The following is a 15,990-nucleotide window of genomic DNA, read 5'->3' as shown; positions in this document are numbered from 1 at the left end:
TAACATTTAATAATGAGGAATGCCGTGCCAGTCTTCACTTTACGGATTGCTGAACCCAACGATATCGATGCTCTTGCTAACTTACACGTCACAGTCTGGCGTGATACCTATCGCGAGCTGGCACCACCGGACGCATTTGTCGCTCTGGACGTGCCAAAGCGGATATCATTCTGGCGAGACAAGTTTGCGCATCCCGCTGCGGGGCAAGGTATTTTTGTTGCCGAAGCTGAAGGAGAAATAGCCGGATTTACCCTGGCATCGTCGTCTTCAAATCCTGAATTTGGCGATATGGCGGAAATCAAATTTTTGTATGTTTCTCCGGCATTTAAGCGCCAGGGAATTGGCAGACGTTTGATCGACAAAGCTGCCTCGCATCTGATGGCAGAAGGTTACCGCAGCGCAGGGCTTGGTGTTGTTGAAGGTAACGAGCCAGCAATTCGGTTTTACCGGGCTTTAGGTGGCAATGAAGCGGGACGCTATACCGATGCAGGGCCACTCTGGCGTTCGTCTAATATTATCTATGCCTGGCCAGATATTTCAGTGTTAACTCTTTAAATTCAGCCCGCGCTCAGAGAGCCACGCGGGCTGAAAAGATTAACGAAATTCTTCCAGACGTCTCTTCTGCTGACCTTCCGCACTGAAATTGTCTGCACTTAACCAGTGATCAAACGCTGCCTTAGAGGCTGGCCATTCGTGGTCAAGAACCGAATACCAGCAGGTATCGCGGTTATGGCCTTTATTGATGATGGCCTGACGGAACATACCTTCATACTCAAACCCGAAGCGTTTTGCCGCCAGTTTTGACGGCTCGTTCAGACTATGGCATTTCCATTCGCAGCGGCGATATTTCAACGTATCAAACAAATAACGTTGCAGCAGGTAAATGGCTTCAGTGCCAAAGCGTGTGCGTTTCATGAGCGGTGACCAGTTCACCCAGCCAATTTCGGCAACGCCATTCACGGCATCAATACGCATCAGAGAAACGCTACCCACAGCGCGCTGTGTTTCGTTGTCGATAACAGCAAAAAATAGCGGATCCTGGCTTTTCTCCTGCTGGGAAATAAACACGTCGCAATCTGCCTGAGTTGCAGGACGATCAACAGCGAGATATGTCCAGTCACGATTGTCATCAATGCTATGCCAGGCGTTAAATAAATCCTGACTGTGGCGCTCGCAGGTCAGAGGTTCAAGGTGACACCAGAGACCATCAAGCTGGACAGATGCAGGGAGTTCACGGGGTTGCCAGTCGGGAAGGGCGTCACCAATGGGTTGGCCAAAGTGGTTCAGGGTGGTCATAGCAGTTTCCATTTTACTATTAATGAACCTCCATAAAATCAGAATGAAATGGTGGCTGCAACCTGCACTTTAATAAAATCCCGGAAAGCGGGCGCAGGCCCGCTTCGTTAATACAGACCTGTCATAAGCGCCCGCTACTTCCGCAGATCCTGATTTTTTCTTCCACGACTTTTTGCATTGCGAGTTTCCCCGGCACGATGTACTTCCGCGGATCGTTAGCGTCCGGATGTTCTGCAAAATACTCTTTCACAGCACCGGCAAATGCAATTTTCAGTTCTGTCGCTACATTCACTTTGCAGATCCCCAAACCGATAGCCCGGTGTATCATGCTTTCCGGAATACCCGATGCGCCATGCAGAACCAGCGGAATATCAACCTGCTGACGGATTTGCCCGAGACGGGTGAAATCCAGTTTAGGCTCTCCCTGATACAGGCCGTGAGCGGAACCAATGGCGACGGCTAGCGAATCAATTCGAGTGGCTTCAGCAAAGTGTTTTGCCACTATCGGGTCGGTAAAGAAGCTGTCGCCTTCTTCCACCACCAGATCGTCTTCCTGACCACCGAGCCGGCCTAACTCCGCTTCGACACTGACGTCAAAGCTATGGCAAAGTCTGACGGTTTCGCACACCTGTTTGATATTTTCTGCCAGCGGGAAGTGAGAGGCGTCAATCATGACCGAGCGGATCCCTGCGCGGACTTTACCTTCAATGTCAGCATAGTCTTCATGATGATCCAGATGCAGAGCCAGCGGAATACGGTACTTACGCGCCGCTTCCTGACATATCGAGATCAGATAGTCTGTTCCTGCATAGCTGAAAGTCCCTGGCGTTCCTGCAAGAATGACCGGTGAGTTCATTGCTGCTGCGGTTTCAGCGACAACCTGTACTGTCTCCAGGTTGTGGACGTTGAAAGCCGGTACGGCATAGCCTTCACGCTGAGCGGCAAGCAGCATTTCCCTGTTTGAAATCAGATACATTGTTTCAGCTCCCCGTCATATCCAGTAAAATTTTACCTGTCATCGGCTTTCCTGCGAGTGCCGTCACTTCCCTGACAAATTCTTTCGGTGCTCCAATGCTTGAGATCAGCGCTTCCAGATTTATCTTTTTCTCGGCAAAAAGTTGTGTCGCCTGCTGCCATTCACTGCCAGGCCAGGGAGCGGAATAATTCATCCAGCTGCCCAGTAAGGTCAGTTCTTTACGCAGGATATGGCTGAAGGTAGCAACGTTCAGGGTCAGGTCTTTGTGCAACGTCCCCACAAGCGCCACCTGAGCTTTTGGTCCGGCAATATCAAGGGAAAGCGCGACAGTCTGCGGCGTACCGGCTGTTTCAATGATCAACTGATTAAAACGTCGTTCATGTGTTTTCTGGCGAATGTCGTCAGCGCTCAGCGTCGCGCTGTTAAAGGCATGACTTGCACCGGTTTCCAGCGCAAGAGCCAGGCGCTGAGGATTAATATCAATGGCCGTTACGGATTTTGCGCCCAGTGCGCTGGCCGCCTGGATGATGAGTTGTCCGATGGTACCCGCGCCAATCACAATGACCTCTTTATCCTGACACCCACCGGCCAGTTTAAGGGCATGTAAACCTACTGTGATTGGCTCGAGGAATGCACCCTGCAAAAGGGAGGCCTTTTCCGGCAATTTGAATAAGTTTTTGCGGGAAACGACCACATATTCAGCGTGTCCTCCCCCCCGGCGGGAGCCAATAAAGTCGTAATGTTTGCACTGTGAATAAGCTGCTTTCATGCACTCCGCGCATTCGAAGCAAGGGAGTAACGGTACGCAGGCCACGGCATCACCTTCCTTCAGGTCGTGAATATCTTTCCCGAGGCTGACGACATGACCGCTAAATTCATGGCCGAGGGTAATGGGATAAAAATGCGAGCTATTGGCGAAGATGCGCGGAATATCTGAGCCGCAAAGCCCTGAATAGGCGATGCGAACCAATACATCACCGCAGCCTTTGAGTTCCGGAGCCGGAAGCTCTTCAACTGTCATCTTCCCACCGGTGTTTACAACAACAGATTTCATAGTCGGTTTCCTTGAGCGGAGGTATCCCCCCGCTGAGATGAAGTTAAGCAGTGGCTTGTGCAATAACTGCCAGTTTTTCAGCCTGAGTAAAGTTGCGCGCACGACGCCATGTCAGGAAAACACCGATGGCGTAGAGGACGCCGATAACGCTGAGCCCTGCGATATTCTTCAGCGTGCAGAGCTGTATCAGCAGATAGGTGATGGGTGAACCACCCTGATCCATCGATGCGACTCTGCTGCCTGCGGTAAGTGCACCGGCATTAGCTGCCAGTTGTGTATGCAGGTCGATAGTCTGGGTTGCAATCCACAACGTGATGCTCATGATGATGCAGCCGGAAATAAGGGTGCGGAACAGGTTGCCCTGATGCACGGCTACGGCGATAGCAACGAAGAAACCGATAGTGGCGAGATCCCCAAAAGGCAGAACCTGATTACCTGGTACCAGTACGGCAATCAGGATGGTCAGTGGAATAAAGATCAGGCTGGCAGAAACCACCGCGGTATGACCGAGCAGAAGGGCGGGATCCAAACCAATCAGGAATTCCTGTCCGCCAAAGCGGGCTTGCAAGCGGGTACGCGCATGGCGGGCAATAGGCGTTAAGCCGTCCATGATCGGTTTGATCACGCGTGGCATCAGGAGCATCACTGCTGCTGTTTTAACGGCCAGTTGCAGTACACCCTTGACGTCGTAACCGGCGAGGAAACCAATAATCAGCCCCATTACAAAACCGACGGTGACCGGTTCCCCAAAGGGACCGAAACGTTTTTGAACATCGTCAGCGCTGAAATGAATTTTGTTCAGGCCAGGGATCTTCTCGATTATCGTATCGACGAGCACAGCGATCGGGCCAAGATAAGCCGAAGAACCGTGCGGAATCGCAATGCCTTCAAGATTAAAGAAATCCCGTGTGTCTTTCGCAAACCAGTCACCCAGTTTGTAGACAAACGCCGCATGCACCACAACACCCATAATCCCCAGCCAGTAAGAGCCGGTGGCCAGATGCAACATGGCGCCCGTGAATGTCATGTGCCAGATATTCCAGATATCCACATTGACCACACGCGTCATGCGAGTCAGCAGCATCACAATATTCACTCCGATAGCTATCGGAATGGCGACCAGTGCAATTTGTGAAGCCCAGGTCATTGGGGACGAACCTGGCCAGCCAATATCGATAACCTGCAGATTTATTTGAAAGTGCTCAGCCATGGCTTTTGCTGCGGGACCGATAGAGTCGAGCATCAGCCCAATCACTAATCCGATACCGACAAAACCTATGCCGATATGAATTGCCGATTTAAAAGAATCCCCCAGTTTCATCCCTAATATCAGAGAGAATACAATGATGACGCCGGGCAACATCACAGTCGGCCCGAGGTCCAGGATGTAGCGCATTATTTCGGTAAACATGGCTTACTCCTTTAACAGGGTCAGTATTTGCTGGCGCAACGCATCCATGCCCACACCCGAGATAAACGGCATCCCGTGGACGACCGGAATGCTGCCGAATGTCCGGTCGACTTTGGCAGTGGTACAGATCAGATGGGCACCGTGCATATAGGTTTCGATCTCTGTTACGCGACACTGCACGAGATCCACTTGTATGCCGTGTGCCTCACACAGTTCTTTTATTTCTTCTGCTGCCAGCGTAGATGTGGCAACAGCTCCGCCACAGGCGACAATAATTTTTCGCTTCACGTTAAGGCTCCTTAATGGATTGTTTTTAATATTATTTTTTTAGGTAAGACGTCAGATTCAATGCTGAGAATACGTTCAGGTGCAAACTGCTGATTGCTTCTCCGGTGGTGAGATAAAGATGTGTTGTTGAAACAGCGTGGAAAGTTGCGCTTCAGGTGCAGCCAGCAGGCTTTCACAAAAAACGGAATCCTGTAACTTGCTGAATAACTGGCGTAATAACTTCAGCTGTTCAGAGGGATGAGTGACTATCAGGGCAATGATCAGGGATGCAGGAATGGTACCGTCGTCGTCTGCCTGAAAAAATTCCACCGCTGTGTCGGGCCTGATCAGATAAATAGCCGGGCTGCGGGCATGTGTCGCTTCGCAATGAGGAATAGCGACCGCATGGTGTTCCAGTTGGATCCCCGTTGGAAATTCAGCTTCACGATTAATCAGCGCGAGTGGATATGACGTTTCCACTACGCCTTCGTGAACCATTCGTTCACCGATATGCGTAAGTGCTTCGTGATGATCCGCAAAACTGATACCGGTTTTGACGAAAATCTCGCAGTTATGCATGACAGGATCCTTCCAGAACGGTTTGCTGGGGTGTACAACCAAAGTGGTACGCGCGTAAAACATCCTGAATTTTATCGATAATAAGTTCGTGTGGGCCGCTGACGAGTTCGCCGCTCATCACTCTTTCAAACTGGGCGGGGAGGTACTGACTCAGTAAACCCAGAGGGATCGACACTGATTGCAGATTAGCGATTAGCATATCCACCGCCCGGTTAATGCGGGGATGAGGCCAGTAGTAGCGAATGCGGTCTGACAGACTGAAGTGCAGGTCTATGAGCGAAAGGCTGAATGTCGGGTGATAATATTTTTTCCAGTAGCCGGGTTCATCAAGCATGACGCTGTCAATCACTGTCAGGAGTTGGCTGCGTGACTCGGGTGCAATCAGTACCTGTTCAATGTTTGCCAGTGCGAAAACGGCTTCCCTTAAGGCAAAAGTCAACGCAGGACCTACTTTCAGGATGGCGAAGTGATCCTTTACCAGGCTGCGATAGGAATCGCGGGTCTGGTAATCGGTGGAATGGGCCTCGTAAATTAGCGGAGTAGTCGCAATATAAGCAGACAGATCCCTGGCGAGCTCAGGCTGGTAGTGGATAACACGGCTATGGTCGAATTCAACACCTGGCTGGACTACGACGGCGATAATTCTGCCTATTGCGTCATTGAGCCCAAGTTCACGAAATGCCTGATGATGCATGTCGAGAGTGGCTTTGGCATCTGCGGCTTTGGTGACATGGACATGCTCAATGGCGGAAGACTCACCGCCGGGCACCGGAACTTCGGTACCGATGACATAGGTCAGCCGCTTTTTCTGTTGTGCCGTAGCGACTCTTTCTGCGACCTGACATAAACGCGCTGCGCGTTGAGCTACCACCAGAGGATCCAGAGGGACAGGATCGTCCGCGCAGGACATCGATGCATCCAAATGGATTTTGCTGAATCCAGCTTCAACATAGCGGGCAATCAGCACCTCTGCCTTTGCCATTGCGTTTTCAGCGCTTTCATTTTGCCAGCAGTTTGGCCCAAGATGGTCACCCCCTAAAATCAGACGATGCGTCGGGAATCCCATTTTTTCGGCAATCGCGAGAACGAAATCTCGAAAATCCATCGGCATCATGCCGGTATAACCGCCAAACTGATTGACCTGATTGGAAGTCGCTTCAATAAGCACTTTGCGATCTGTATGCAGGTCTTCCTGTAACGTCGCCTTAATCACCAGAGGATGCGCAGAGCATACTGAGCAGATGCCGATCCTTTCACTTGCCTTGTGTTTAGCAATAATATCTTTCATTTTAAGCCTCCGTTTGTTTCCGAAGAGGATCGTACCTTTGCGAAAGGCAAACAATAGCGTTTTCTGCATTATGTGATGGTGATCGAAATGTTTCGTAAGTTTATTGCATTCGTTTTCTTTCGTTTAAGGCGCCGCATCAGAAAATGAAAAGCCAAAATCTCTGTCAGCCACACATTGGCATCGGGTGTTGAGATGATTCACATCGCAGGGAATTTTTGCTCCTCATTAAGTTGCCTTTTGTTTACACTGTGAGGAATATGACCTTTCGGATTACTCATAATGAATACCTATGAACGTCGTAATAAAATCATTGATTTAGTGAATGAGAATGGCAGTGTTCTCGTTGCGGACCTTTCGAGTGCTTTCGAAGTTTCGGAGGTGACCATTCGTTCGGATTTGAGTCTGCTGGAACAAAAAGGCGCGCTTAGCCGCTTTCATGGTGGTGCGGCAAAGTGGACGGCGAAGGAAGCATCCGGCCATGAAAAGCAGCCGGGAGAATTAGTTTTAGAAGAGCGCTATCTTCAGGCCAGCGATCCCAAAAAACGTATTGCGCAAGCTGCTGCCGGCATGGTTAAACCCGGAGATACCGTCATCCTCGACAGTGGTAGCACAACGATGTTGTTGGCCGAAGAGTTAGTAAAATCAGGGGACATAACGGTAATCACTAACAATCTTCCTGCTGCTTTTGTTTTGTCCGAAAATCCTGACATTACATTGGTGGTTTGCGGTGGAACGTTGCGGCATAAAACCCGTTCATTACATGGCAATATCACTGAATATGCGTTGCAGGGCATTGTGGCCAACCTGATGTTTGTGGGCGCCGATGGTCTGGATGCGGCCACTGGGATCACTACTTTTAACGAAGGCTACAGCATCAGCGGTATCATGGCCGATGCAGCTCAGCACGTGGTCGTTGTCACGGATTCCACAAAATTTGGACGCCGCGGTTACAACCTTGTACTGCCGATGGAAAAAATCGACACCATCATCACGGACAGCGAAATAACGGAAGAGGCCTGTACAGCTTTGAAACGCACGTCAACAAAACTCATTCTTGTATAGCCTTTTAAGCGATGACTTAAGATGGCGCTGACTATAAACCTGCTTTGAAAGAGGGGATATGGGGTGTTTCGATGGTTGCGTAGCATCACGCACACTATGTGATGCGTTGCAGTAATTGAAATCATTTAATGGAAGATTGCTCGCGGGAAATGCCTGCTGCAGAGCGTGGGTCATGCGACAGGCAGAGGCGATATCAGGACTTTTTGTTGTACACCTCAAAGGTGAAATATTTCTTTTCCAGCGTTTTGAAGGTGCCGTTTTTGTGAATTTCAGCCAGTGCATTATTAATTAATGTGAGATGCGTCTGGTCATCTTTGCGCAAACCAATTGCAGTTCCTTCACCTAAATAGCGGGTATCATTTAACGGCTCACCAGCGAAAGCATAATCAACGCCTTCCCTGGTTTTCAGAAAGCCGGTCTCAGCCGCGGCAGCGTTAGTTAACGTGACATCGATGCGCCCGGATGCCAGATCCTGGTTCACAAAATCCTGATTCTGATAAGAAACCACATTCACACCTTTTTTCTGCCATTCACCTTGCGCGTAAGCTTCCTGAGTGGTGCCCTGAGCTACACCGACAGTTTTACCCTTCAGGGAATCTGCCGTTGGTTGTAAGCCACTACCTTTCTTCGCAATCAAAATACTCGGCACGTGATAAAGCATGTCGGAGAAATTGACCTGTGCTTTGCGTTTTGGCGTCATCGACATTGCTGAGAGTACCGCATCAAATTTTTTGGCATTCAGCGCCGGGATAATTCCGTCATACGCGGTTTCGACCCATTCACATTTCACTTTCGCCTGCGCGCAAATAGCGTTGCCTAAGTCGATATCAAAACCGACCAGCTGACCATTGGGTGCTTTAGATTCAAAAGGTGGGAAAGAGGGATCGACACCAAAGCGCAGCGTGGTATCCGCCTGTGCCATGCAACTGGTCGTTGTCAATGCCGCGATGATCAGCAAAGTTTTTCTTTTCATAATTATTCTCCGGTGTGCCCTTTAAAAAAATAAACCCCCGTAAGGTGATAGCGGGGGTAAAAGTACTGCATATCTTTTTGAATATGACGACTGGGTCGGTTGGGGTCAAGCGGCAAACTTATGTTCAAAACGGGCGATAGTGGAACATTTGGGCGTTGGGGTTTCTGACGGCATGAGAGAGGGAAGAAGAGGGGACGGGTTAGAGGAAATGCTGCATTACGATTTAAAAACAACAGGATACATTTTGCGTGATTTTTTTAAAAAGAGGCAATAAAAAAGCCGCAAACCCTTGCGGGCTGCGGCTTTCTTTGCGGTAACGGTCTTATCTGGTAATAACCGAAACCTTGTTTGGTGGAGCTGGGGGGATTTGAACCCCCGTCCGAAATTACTACACCGTCGGCACTACATGCTTAGTCCAATCTTTACATTCGCCGGTTAGCTGCGGATGGACACGCCACTAACAAACTATCCTGATTGGGTTTAACGCTTTCACCCCAGGCAAGGTGTCCACGCGATCTCTTTTGGGTTTGACCTCTCTTGATCCCCGTCCTAAGAGCGGAGGCTAGGGAGAGAGGGCTCTTAGCAGGTTATTAAGCTGCTAGGGCGTAGTTTTCGTCGTTTGCGACTATTTTTTTGCGGCTTTTTACGAGGCAAACCGCCCCTCGGCATGCTCCTTGGGCTTCGCAAATCCCGTCGAATCCAGAATCAGCCCCAAGTACTATTACGCAGTATACCAGAAAAAGAACACGCTAAGCCAGAGACTTAGCGGTTTGAGTTCTTCATGATACGTGCTTTGTCTACTTTCCATTCACGATCTTTAATGTCATCGCGTTTGTCGTGCTCTTTCTTACCTTTAGCCAGGCCAATTTTCACTTTTGACCAGGCGTTTTTCCAGTACAAAGAGAGTGCAACGACGGTGTAACCATCACGACTGACTTTTCCGAACAGCGTTTCTAACTCACGCTTCTTCAGCAGCAATTTTCTTGTACGGGTTGGGTCGCAGACGATATGACTCGACGCCACGTTAAGAGGTTGAATGGTTGCGCCGAATAAATAGGCTTCACCGTCGCGGAATGTGACATAGCTGTCAGAGATGTTTGCTTTACCAGCACGCATCGATTTGACTTCCCATCCCTGCAAAGCGAGCCCCGCCTCGATTTCATCTTCAATGAAATATTCATGGCGAGCGCGTTTGTTCATCGCGATAGTCGCGGAACCGGGTTTATGTGCTTTTTTCTTTGTCATAGTGATACTTATTATACTGTAAGCGATGCCGATTGAAATCCCCATGCTGTCAGAGTGGGGAGTTTTTCCTGTTTGTGGCGCACTGTGCTTCGTAGTTTTTATTACCGCGCTGATAAATGGTATTATCTGTACGTTTTATGACACCTGGAAAATGATATGCCACAGATAAGTCGTTCTGCGCTTGTACCGTTCAGCGTGGAGCAGATGTACACCCTGGTTAATGATGTTGATGCTTACCCGCAGTTTCTGCCCGGTTGTACCGGCAGCCGCATTTTAGAAAATAGCGATTCATCCATGACCGCTGCGGTTGATGTTTCGAAAGCGGGCATCAGTAAGACTTTTACGACCAAAAACACGCTCATCAGTAATAAACGCATTGATATGCAACTGGTCGACGGTCCTTTCCGCAAACTGACGGGAGGATGGGATTTCATTGAACTCAGTCCTGATGCTTGTAAGGTTCAACTTAGTCTTGATTTCGAATTTACCAATAAATTGATTGAGTTAGCATTCGGGAAAATATTTAAAGAACTGGCAGGCAGTATGGTTCAGGCGTTTACGCTGCGCGCAAAAGAGGTTTACAGTGTCTGAGATCCGCGTTGAAGTGGTATACGCGCTGCCGGAACGTCAGTATCTGCGCACGGTAAAACTGGAAGAAGGGAGCAGTGTAGAGCAGGCGGTTAAGGCTTCCGGTTTGCTGGAGTTACGCAGTGATATCGATTTAAAACAGAACAAACTGGGTATCTACAGCCGTCCGGTAAAGCTTGCTGATACGGTGAATGACGGTGATCGTATTGAGATTTACCGGCCATTAATTGCTGACCCGAAAGAGTTACGGCGGATACGCGCCGAACGTTCTAAAAAATAAGGCGCCTCAGGCGCCTTATTTTTTTACCCTGAAAGATGATTCTTGGCAGTTACCAGAGACCATCACACCGGGGCGATTTATTTTTGATCGCTCAATTTCGGTTTGTTGTCGATATTAGTCAGCTCACCCGCCTGGTTGAAGGTCAGCGTCAACGTTTGCTGAGTTATACCTTCGTGGCCTGGCTCCTGACGGAACACGTAATACCAAACATCACTGCCAAACGGGTCATGCAGCATCGGCGTGCCAAGAACATAAGCAACTTGTTGTTTAGTCATACCGGTATGAATTTTTTGAACATCAGCAGGAGATAGGTAATTCCCCTGGTTGATATCAGGCCGATAAACCACCTTTTCCAGAGTGGAACAGCCCGCAGTAAGCATTACAAGAGCTACAGCGGCGGCAGTTAGCGTTTTACAGCGCATAGTCATTACATTCCTTTAGGGCATAAGATGCCGATGATAATAGACCTTTCATCAGTTTGAAACCTTTGCGGGGCACCTGTATGACCGCTTAAATGTAAAAAAGTTGAGCTTTTTACGCAGCGAGCAGCTCTTTTGCATTGGCCAGCGTGTTTCGGGTGACTTCACTTCCGCCCAGCAGACGCGCCAGTTCCTGCAAACGCGCCTTTTTATCAAGCCGGTTCATCTGCGTTTCTGTCACTTCGCCGTCGGTTTCTTTGCTGACAAAATAATGCTGATGTCCGCAACCTGCAACCTGAGGCAGGTGAGTCACACACATAACTTGAGTTGATTCACCTAACTGACGCAGCAAACGCCCGACAATGGCTGCTGTTGGACCGCTGATACCGACGTCTACTTCATCGAAGATAAGCGCCGGTGTTTCCATTTTTTGTGCCGTGATCACTTGTATTGCCAGTGCAATACGCGACAGTTCACCACCGGAGGCCACTTTAGCCAGTGCCTGGAGTGGTTGTCCCGGGTTGGTGGTGACCTGGAATTCCAGACGGTCAGCCCCTTCCATATTCAGGTGTTCCGGTTCGAACTGGACCTGAATTTTGAATTTACCGTGCGGCATGGAAAGTGCCTGCATGCTTTGGGTGATCAGATGCGTTAACTCATCGGCGAAATACTGGCGTTTGTCATGAAGTTGTTCAGCAATCGCTACGGCCTGCTGATAATGATGCTGTACCGCTTCGCTCAGCTCCGCCTGATTGATTTCCTGATCATCCAATGCCTTTTGTTCTTCAAGCAACTGACGATGTAATTCCGGCAGTTCTTCTGCGCTGACATGGTGTTTGCGCGCGAGATTCATTTGGCGCGACAGGCGCTGTTCCAGCTCGTATAAACGGTTCGGATCCATATCCAGACGTTCACTGTAGTGGCGCAGTTCATCGCTGGCTTCGCTGACCTGAATAGACGCGTCATCAAGCATCACAATCAAATCGTTCATTTTGCTGTCGAGCTCAGCCAGTTCAGTCAGCTGATTGCGCGCGGTATAAAGCAAACTCACGATGTTTTGTTCTTCGCCATCAGCCAGAAGATACAATGCGCTCTGGCTCAGGGAAAGCAGCTGTCCGCTGTTTGCCAGACGTTTATATTCTTCATCGATTTGTTCGTACTCACCGGCCTGAGGGGCGAATTCGTTCAGCTCTTTCAACTGATACTGTAATAGCTGACGACGTGACTCACGCTCGCTGACTTGTTGCTGATATTGCGCCAGCTGGCGGCAGCTCTGATGCCAGTTTTGGTAAGCTTTACGCATTTCGGCCAGCAGCACAGGCTGGTCGGCATAAGCATCGAGTAGATCTTTCTGATGCTCTGGCTTAAGCAAAAGCTGGTGGGCGTGTTGTCCGTGAATTTGGATCAGATGCTGACCGAGTTCACGAAGCTGTGACAGGGGAACGGGTGTGCCGTTAATGAAACCTCGGGAACGACCGTCACTGCTAATGGTGCGGCGCAGCAGGCAATCCTGTCCTTCGTCGAGCTGGTTTTCTGCCAGCCAGTGTTTGGCGGAAGGTGTATCAGCCAGAGTGAAGCGTGCGCAGATATCTGCACGACTGGCACCCAGGCGCACCATACTGCCATCTGCGCGGCTGCCGAGACAAAGCCCGAGCGCATCGATAGCGATGGATTTGCCCGCACCGGTTTCGCCAGTGATTGCCGTCATACCGGCATGAAAATCGATTTCTAATTCGCGGACAATGGCAAAGTTACTGATAGTTAATTGCGCCAGCATGATCACCTTCCTGTACATAACAACAGACCTGTAATTACATACAGTATAAACTGGTTTTATATACAGTAAAGGGGCTGGCGAATTATTTTTATCTGATCAGAAGAGTTTCTTTGACCACCCAAGTTTCGTACTTAATGTGTTGAAATAGCTGTAGTCTTTTGGGTGGATCAAATTCAGGTGGAACTCACTGCGGCGGATAACAACTTCCTCACCCGGCTGGATTGGCAGCGCAATCTGGCTGTCACAGCTGATTTCCAGGTCATTGCTCATATGTGAAAACCGCAGGCAAATCGTACTGCTGCTGTTAATGACCAGCGGGCGCGCAGAAAGTGTGTGCGGGAACATCGGCACCAGCGCGATAGCTTCTAACGTCGGCGTCAGGATCGGGCCACCGCCTGAGAGGGAATATGCGGTAGAGCCGGTCGGTGTCGAAATAATCAAACCATCCGAACGTTGGGAAAAGGCAAATTTGTCGTCAATATAGACTTCAAATTCAATCATATGCGCGACTTTACCCGGATGAAGGACAACTTCATTAATGGCGGTGCTGACGCGACATTGCTGGTCTTTGCAGCGTACCATGGCCTCCAGCAGGAAGCGTTGTTCGCTGATATATTCGCCCTGCAGAACGTCATCGAGCTGCTGCAAAGCGTTGTCCGGATCCAGGTCGGTCAGAAAACCGAGATTGCCACGGTTGATACCGATAACTTTGATGTCATAGCGCGCCAGAACGCGTGCTGCACCCAGCATGTTACCGTCACCGCCGACAACAACAGCCAAATCGGCCAGTTTACCGATCTCAGCCAGACTGCCGGTTGTGGCATCTTCCAGGGCTAAATCTTGCGCCACCTGTCGCTCAACAATGACCCGGTAACCTTTTGAAATTAACCAGTGGTAAAGCATTTCATGGGTGGCAAGTGCCGAAGGATGGCGAGGGTGTCCGACAATCCCAATGCACTCAAATTTTTTATTCATCGCTGTGGTTATCCTCAGCAGGTTGTGATGACTCCTGCATTATGACCGGTTTCATTAAAAACCAAACCTTGAAACCCCGGTTTTGATCCCCATAATAAGCCAACTAGCAAGATTAATGCTAAAACGCGGAGAGATTCATGAGTAGTAAAGAACATAAGACACCTGACGAGCAAGTCTCTGAAGAACTGAATCAGGAACAAGAGCTGCATGCGCAAGCGGAAACTCAGGCGGCAGATGTCGTTGACCCGCGCGATGAACGTATTGCTGAATTGGAAGTACAGCTGAAAGAACTCCAGCAGCGTGAGCGTGACAGCCTGCTGCGTGCGAAAGCGGAAGTTGAAAACATCCGTCGCCGCACCGAACTGGATATCGAAAAAGCGCACAAATTCGCTCTGGAGAAATTCTCCGGCGAGCTGCTGCCTGTTATCGATAATCTTGAGCGTGCTCTCGATCTGGCTGATAAATCCAATTCAGAACTGGTAGGTTTGATTGAAGGCGTCGAGCTGACCCTGAAATCTCTGCTGGATGCTGTGCGCAAGTTCGGTATGGAAGTGGTTAGCGACATCCACGTGCCTTTCAATCCTGAACTGCACCAGGCGATGACGATGATGGAATCCGAAGAGCTGGAACCTAATCACGTGCTGATGGTGATGCAGAAGGGTTACACGCTGAACGGCCGTCTGTTACGCCCTGCGATGGTTGCGGTTTCCAAAGCCAAAGCCTGATTCTGTTTTTAGCAGACTGATATAACGAAAGAGGCACCTTCGCGGGTGCCTCTTTTTTTTATGCCTGTTCGGGCAGTACAGGCATCCAGTCAATCGGTGCCAGACCCTGTTGTTCAAGCAAGGCATTCGCCTGTGAGAAATGCTTACATCCCAGAAAACCGCGATGCGCAGACAGCGGAGAAGGGTGTGGCGCTTTCAAAACATGATGGCGGTTGCGGTCGATAATATTGCCTTTCTTCTGCGCGTGAGAACCCCAGAGCAAAAAGACAATCCCTTCACGATTTTCGTTCAGCGCGGAAATGACTTTGTCGGTAAAGGTTTCCCAGCCCAGTTTGGCATGTGAATGCGCCTGGCCGCCTTCGACGGTTAAAACCGTATTCAGCAGCAGCACACCCTGATCGGCCCAGCTTTGCAGATAGCCATGGGCAGGTCGTTCGAAGCCGGGAATATCAGTCACCAGTTCTTTATACATGTTCACTAAAGAGGGGGGGGCGGGAATGCCCGGAAGTACTGAGAACGATAAGCCGTGAGCCTGATTAGGGCCGTGGTAAGGATCCTGACCCAGGATCACGACTTTGACGTCTGCCAGTTCTGTTGAACGAAACGCGTTAAATACATCCTGCTGTGGCGGATAAATAGTTTTGCCGGCAGCGCGTTCAGCCGCGACAAACTTCAATGTATCAACGAAGTAAGGTTGTTCTTTTTCCTGACCAATCACGTCATGCCAGGTGAGAGTAGAGGACATTGATGCTCTCCTTTTGAAGGTAATTTTAGCTCGCTGTAGCTTACCTGCTCATCCTGTTGAGTGAAACCCGTCTGAGCTTTTGCTGATGTTTATCGGCAACTTAACGTTATATGCAAAATTTGTTGATAATTTACAAAAATAATTTAATAAGAGGCCTTGGAAAAATTGATATAAAACATAAATATGCTGAGATGGAGAAGTACCCACAAGGATAAGGTTGATATTTATCAAAGAATGCGGGGTGCTCTGCTGTTATATCTGACAACAGGAAAACAGGTTGTGGTCCGGCCTGACATCAATCAATTAACAGTACCGTAGCCAACTTGGAGG

The 15,990-nt window shown here is 49.5% G+C and carries 18 protein-coding genes and 1 other RNA gene; 5 read left to right on the top strand and 14 right to left on the bottom strand.

The window, feature by feature from the left end; genetic code table 11:
* The first annotated feature begins 24 nt into the window (after positions 1-24).
* Positions 25-555, top strand: a complete 531-nt coding sequence (locus D5398_RS04550; protein WP_120506506.1) for a GNAT family N-acetyltransferase — start codon at positions 25-27, stop codon at positions 553-555.
* A 39-nt stretch (positions 556-594) separates the two neighbouring features.
* Here the strand turns inward: D5398_RS04550 and D5398_RS04545 are convergent, their stop codons facing one another.
* From D5398_RS04545 to gatZ, 7 genes are all read right to left on the bottom strand, one after another.
* Complete coding sequence (locus tag D5398_RS04545; protein ID WP_120506505.1) at positions 595-1,296, bottom strand: GNAT family N-acetyltransferase; 702 nt, start codon at positions 1,294-1,296, stop codon at positions 595-597.
* Positions 1,297-1,417: 121 nt separating this feature from the next.
* Entirely contained in the window at positions 1,418-2,272 is an 855-nt protein-coding gene (locus tag D5398_RS04540) for a tagatose bisphosphate family class II aldolase (protein WP_120506504.1), read from the bottom strand.
* A 4-nt stretch (positions 2,273-2,276) separates the two neighbouring features.
* Positions 2,277-3,326, bottom strand: a complete 1,050-nt coding sequence (gene gatD / locus D5398_RS04535; RefSeq protein WP_120506503.1) for a galactitol-1-phosphate 5-dehydrogenase — start codon at positions 3,324-3,326, stop codon at positions 2,277-2,279.
* A 43-nt stretch (positions 3,327-3,369) separates the two neighbouring features.
* On the bottom strand, positions 3,370-4,737 hold the full coding sequence (locus D5398_RS04530; protein WP_120506502.1) for a galactitol-specific PTS transporter subunit IIC: 1,368 nt from the start codon (positions 4,735-4,737) through the stop codon (positions 3,370-3,372).
* Between the two features lie 3 nt (positions 4,738-4,740).
* Positions 4,741-5,025, bottom strand: a complete 285-nt coding sequence (gene gatB / locus D5398_RS04525; RefSeq protein WP_120506501.1) for a PTS galactitol transporter subunit IIB — start codon at positions 5,023-5,025, stop codon at positions 4,741-4,743.
* Positions 5,026-5,100: 75 nt separating this feature from the next.
* Positions 5,101-5,583 (bottom strand): PTS galactitol transporter subunit IIA, encoded by a 483-nt coding sequence (gene gatA / locus D5398_RS04520; RefSeq protein WP_120506500.1) that lies wholly within the window; start codon positions 5,581-5,583, stop codon positions 5,101-5,103.
* Positions 5,576-6,871, bottom strand: coding sequence for a tagatose-bisphosphate aldolase subunit GatZ (gene gatZ / locus D5398_RS04515; RefSeq protein ID WP_120506499.1), 1,296 nt, complete (start codon positions 6,869-6,871; stop codon positions 5,576-5,578). The genes gatA and gatZ overlap by 8 nt, the downstream gene beginning before the upstream one ends.
* 279 nt (positions 6,872-7,150) lie before the next feature.
* Here gatZ and D5398_RS04510 point away from each other — a divergent pair, with 279 nt between their 5' ends.
* Positions 7,151-7,933, top strand: a complete 783-nt coding sequence (locus tag D5398_RS04510) for a DeoR/GlpR family DNA-binding transcription regulator (protein WP_120506498.1) — start codon at positions 7,151-7,153, stop codon at positions 7,931-7,933.
* Between the two features lie 193 nt (positions 7,934-8,126).
* Here D5398_RS04510 and D5398_RS04505 read toward each other — a convergent pair whose 3' ends face one another.
* The 3 genes from D5398_RS04505 to smpB all read right to left on the bottom strand — a co-directional run bounded on the left by D5398_RS04505 (position 8,127) and on the right by smpB (position 10,151).
* Positions 8,127-8,906: an ABC transporter substrate-binding protein gene (locus D5398_RS04505; protein WP_120506497.1), complete on the bottom strand. Its 780-nt coding sequence runs from the start codon at positions 8,904-8,906 to the stop codon at positions 8,127-8,129.
* Between the two features lie 349 nt (positions 8,907-9,255).
* Positions 9,256-9,619: a transfer-messenger RNA gene (gene ssrA, locus D5398_RS04500) on the bottom strand.
* A 49-nt stretch (positions 9,620-9,668) separates the two neighbouring features.
* A complete protein-coding gene (gene smpB, locus D5398_RS04495) occupies positions 9,669-10,151 on the bottom strand; it encodes an SsrA-binding protein SmpB (protein ID WP_112288217.1) in 483 nt (160 codons plus the stop codon).
* Between the two features lie 156 nt (positions 10,152-10,307).
* Between smpB and D5398_RS04490 the strand changes: the two genes are divergently transcribed.
* Both D5398_RS04490 and D5398_RS04485 read left to right on the top strand, forming a co-directional pair.
* The gene (locus D5398_RS04490; protein ID WP_120506496.1) at positions 10,308-10,742 is read left to right on the top strand and encodes a type II toxin-antitoxin system RatA family toxin; all 435 of its coding nucleotides are present in this window, start codon (positions 10,308-10,310) and stop codon (positions 10,740-10,742) included.
* Positions 10,735-11,019, top strand: coding sequence for an RnfH family protein (locus D5398_RS04485; RefSeq protein ID WP_120135277.1), 285 nt, complete (start codon positions 10,735-10,737; stop codon positions 11,017-11,019). Before D5398_RS04490 ends, D5398_RS04485 begins: the two co-directional genes overlap by 8 nt.
* 77 nt (positions 11,020-11,096) lie before the next feature.
* On the opposite strand, the gene bamE is transcribed toward D5398_RS04485, so the two are convergent.
* From bamE to nadK, 3 genes are all read right to left on the bottom strand, one after another.
* Positions 11,097-11,441: an outer membrane protein assembly factor BamE gene (gene bamE / locus D5398_RS04480; protein ID WP_120135278.1), complete on the bottom strand. Its 345-nt coding sequence runs from the start codon at positions 11,439-11,441 to the stop codon at positions 11,097-11,099.
* A 112-nt stretch (positions 11,442-11,553) separates the two neighbouring features.
* Positions 11,554-13,215 carry a DNA repair protein RecN gene (gene recN, locus D5398_RS04475; RefSeq protein ID WP_162940714.1) on the bottom strand — a complete coding sequence of 554 codons (1,662 nt, stop codon included), beginning with the start codon at positions 13,213-13,215 and terminating at the stop codon, positions 11,554-11,556.
* A gap of 96 nt (positions 13,216-13,311) precedes the next feature.
* Positions 13,312-14,190, bottom strand: a complete 879-nt coding sequence (gene nadK, locus D5398_RS04470; protein WP_120506494.1) for an NAD(+) kinase — start codon at positions 14,188-14,190, stop codon at positions 13,312-13,314.
* 137 nt (positions 14,191-14,327) lie between these two features.
* Here nadK and grpE point away from each other — a divergent pair, with 137 nt between their 5' ends.
* The gene (gene grpE, locus D5398_RS04465; protein ID WP_120506493.1) at positions 14,328-14,915 is read left to right on the top strand and encodes a nucleotide exchange factor GrpE; all 588 of its coding nucleotides are present in this window, start codon (positions 14,328-14,330) and stop codon (positions 14,913-14,915) included.
* 58 nt (positions 14,916-14,973) lie between these two features.
* On the opposite strand, the gene ung is transcribed toward grpE, so the two are convergent.
* Positions 14,974-15,660 carry a uracil-DNA glycosylase gene (ung, locus tag D5398_RS04460; protein WP_120506492.1) on the bottom strand — a complete coding sequence of 229 codons (687 nt, stop codon included), beginning with the start codon at positions 15,658-15,660 and terminating at the stop codon, positions 14,974-14,976.
* Between the last annotated feature and the right edge of the window lie 330 nt (positions 15,661-15,990).

This window comes from Rahnella bruchi, assembly GCF_003614975.1.
Lineage (GTDB): Bacteria > Pseudomonadota > Gammaproteobacteria > Enterobacterales > Enterobacteriaceae > Rahnella > Rahnella bruchi.
Note: the sequence above shows the minus strand (reverse complement) of the source record. Positions and strands in the feature narration are given on the sequence as shown.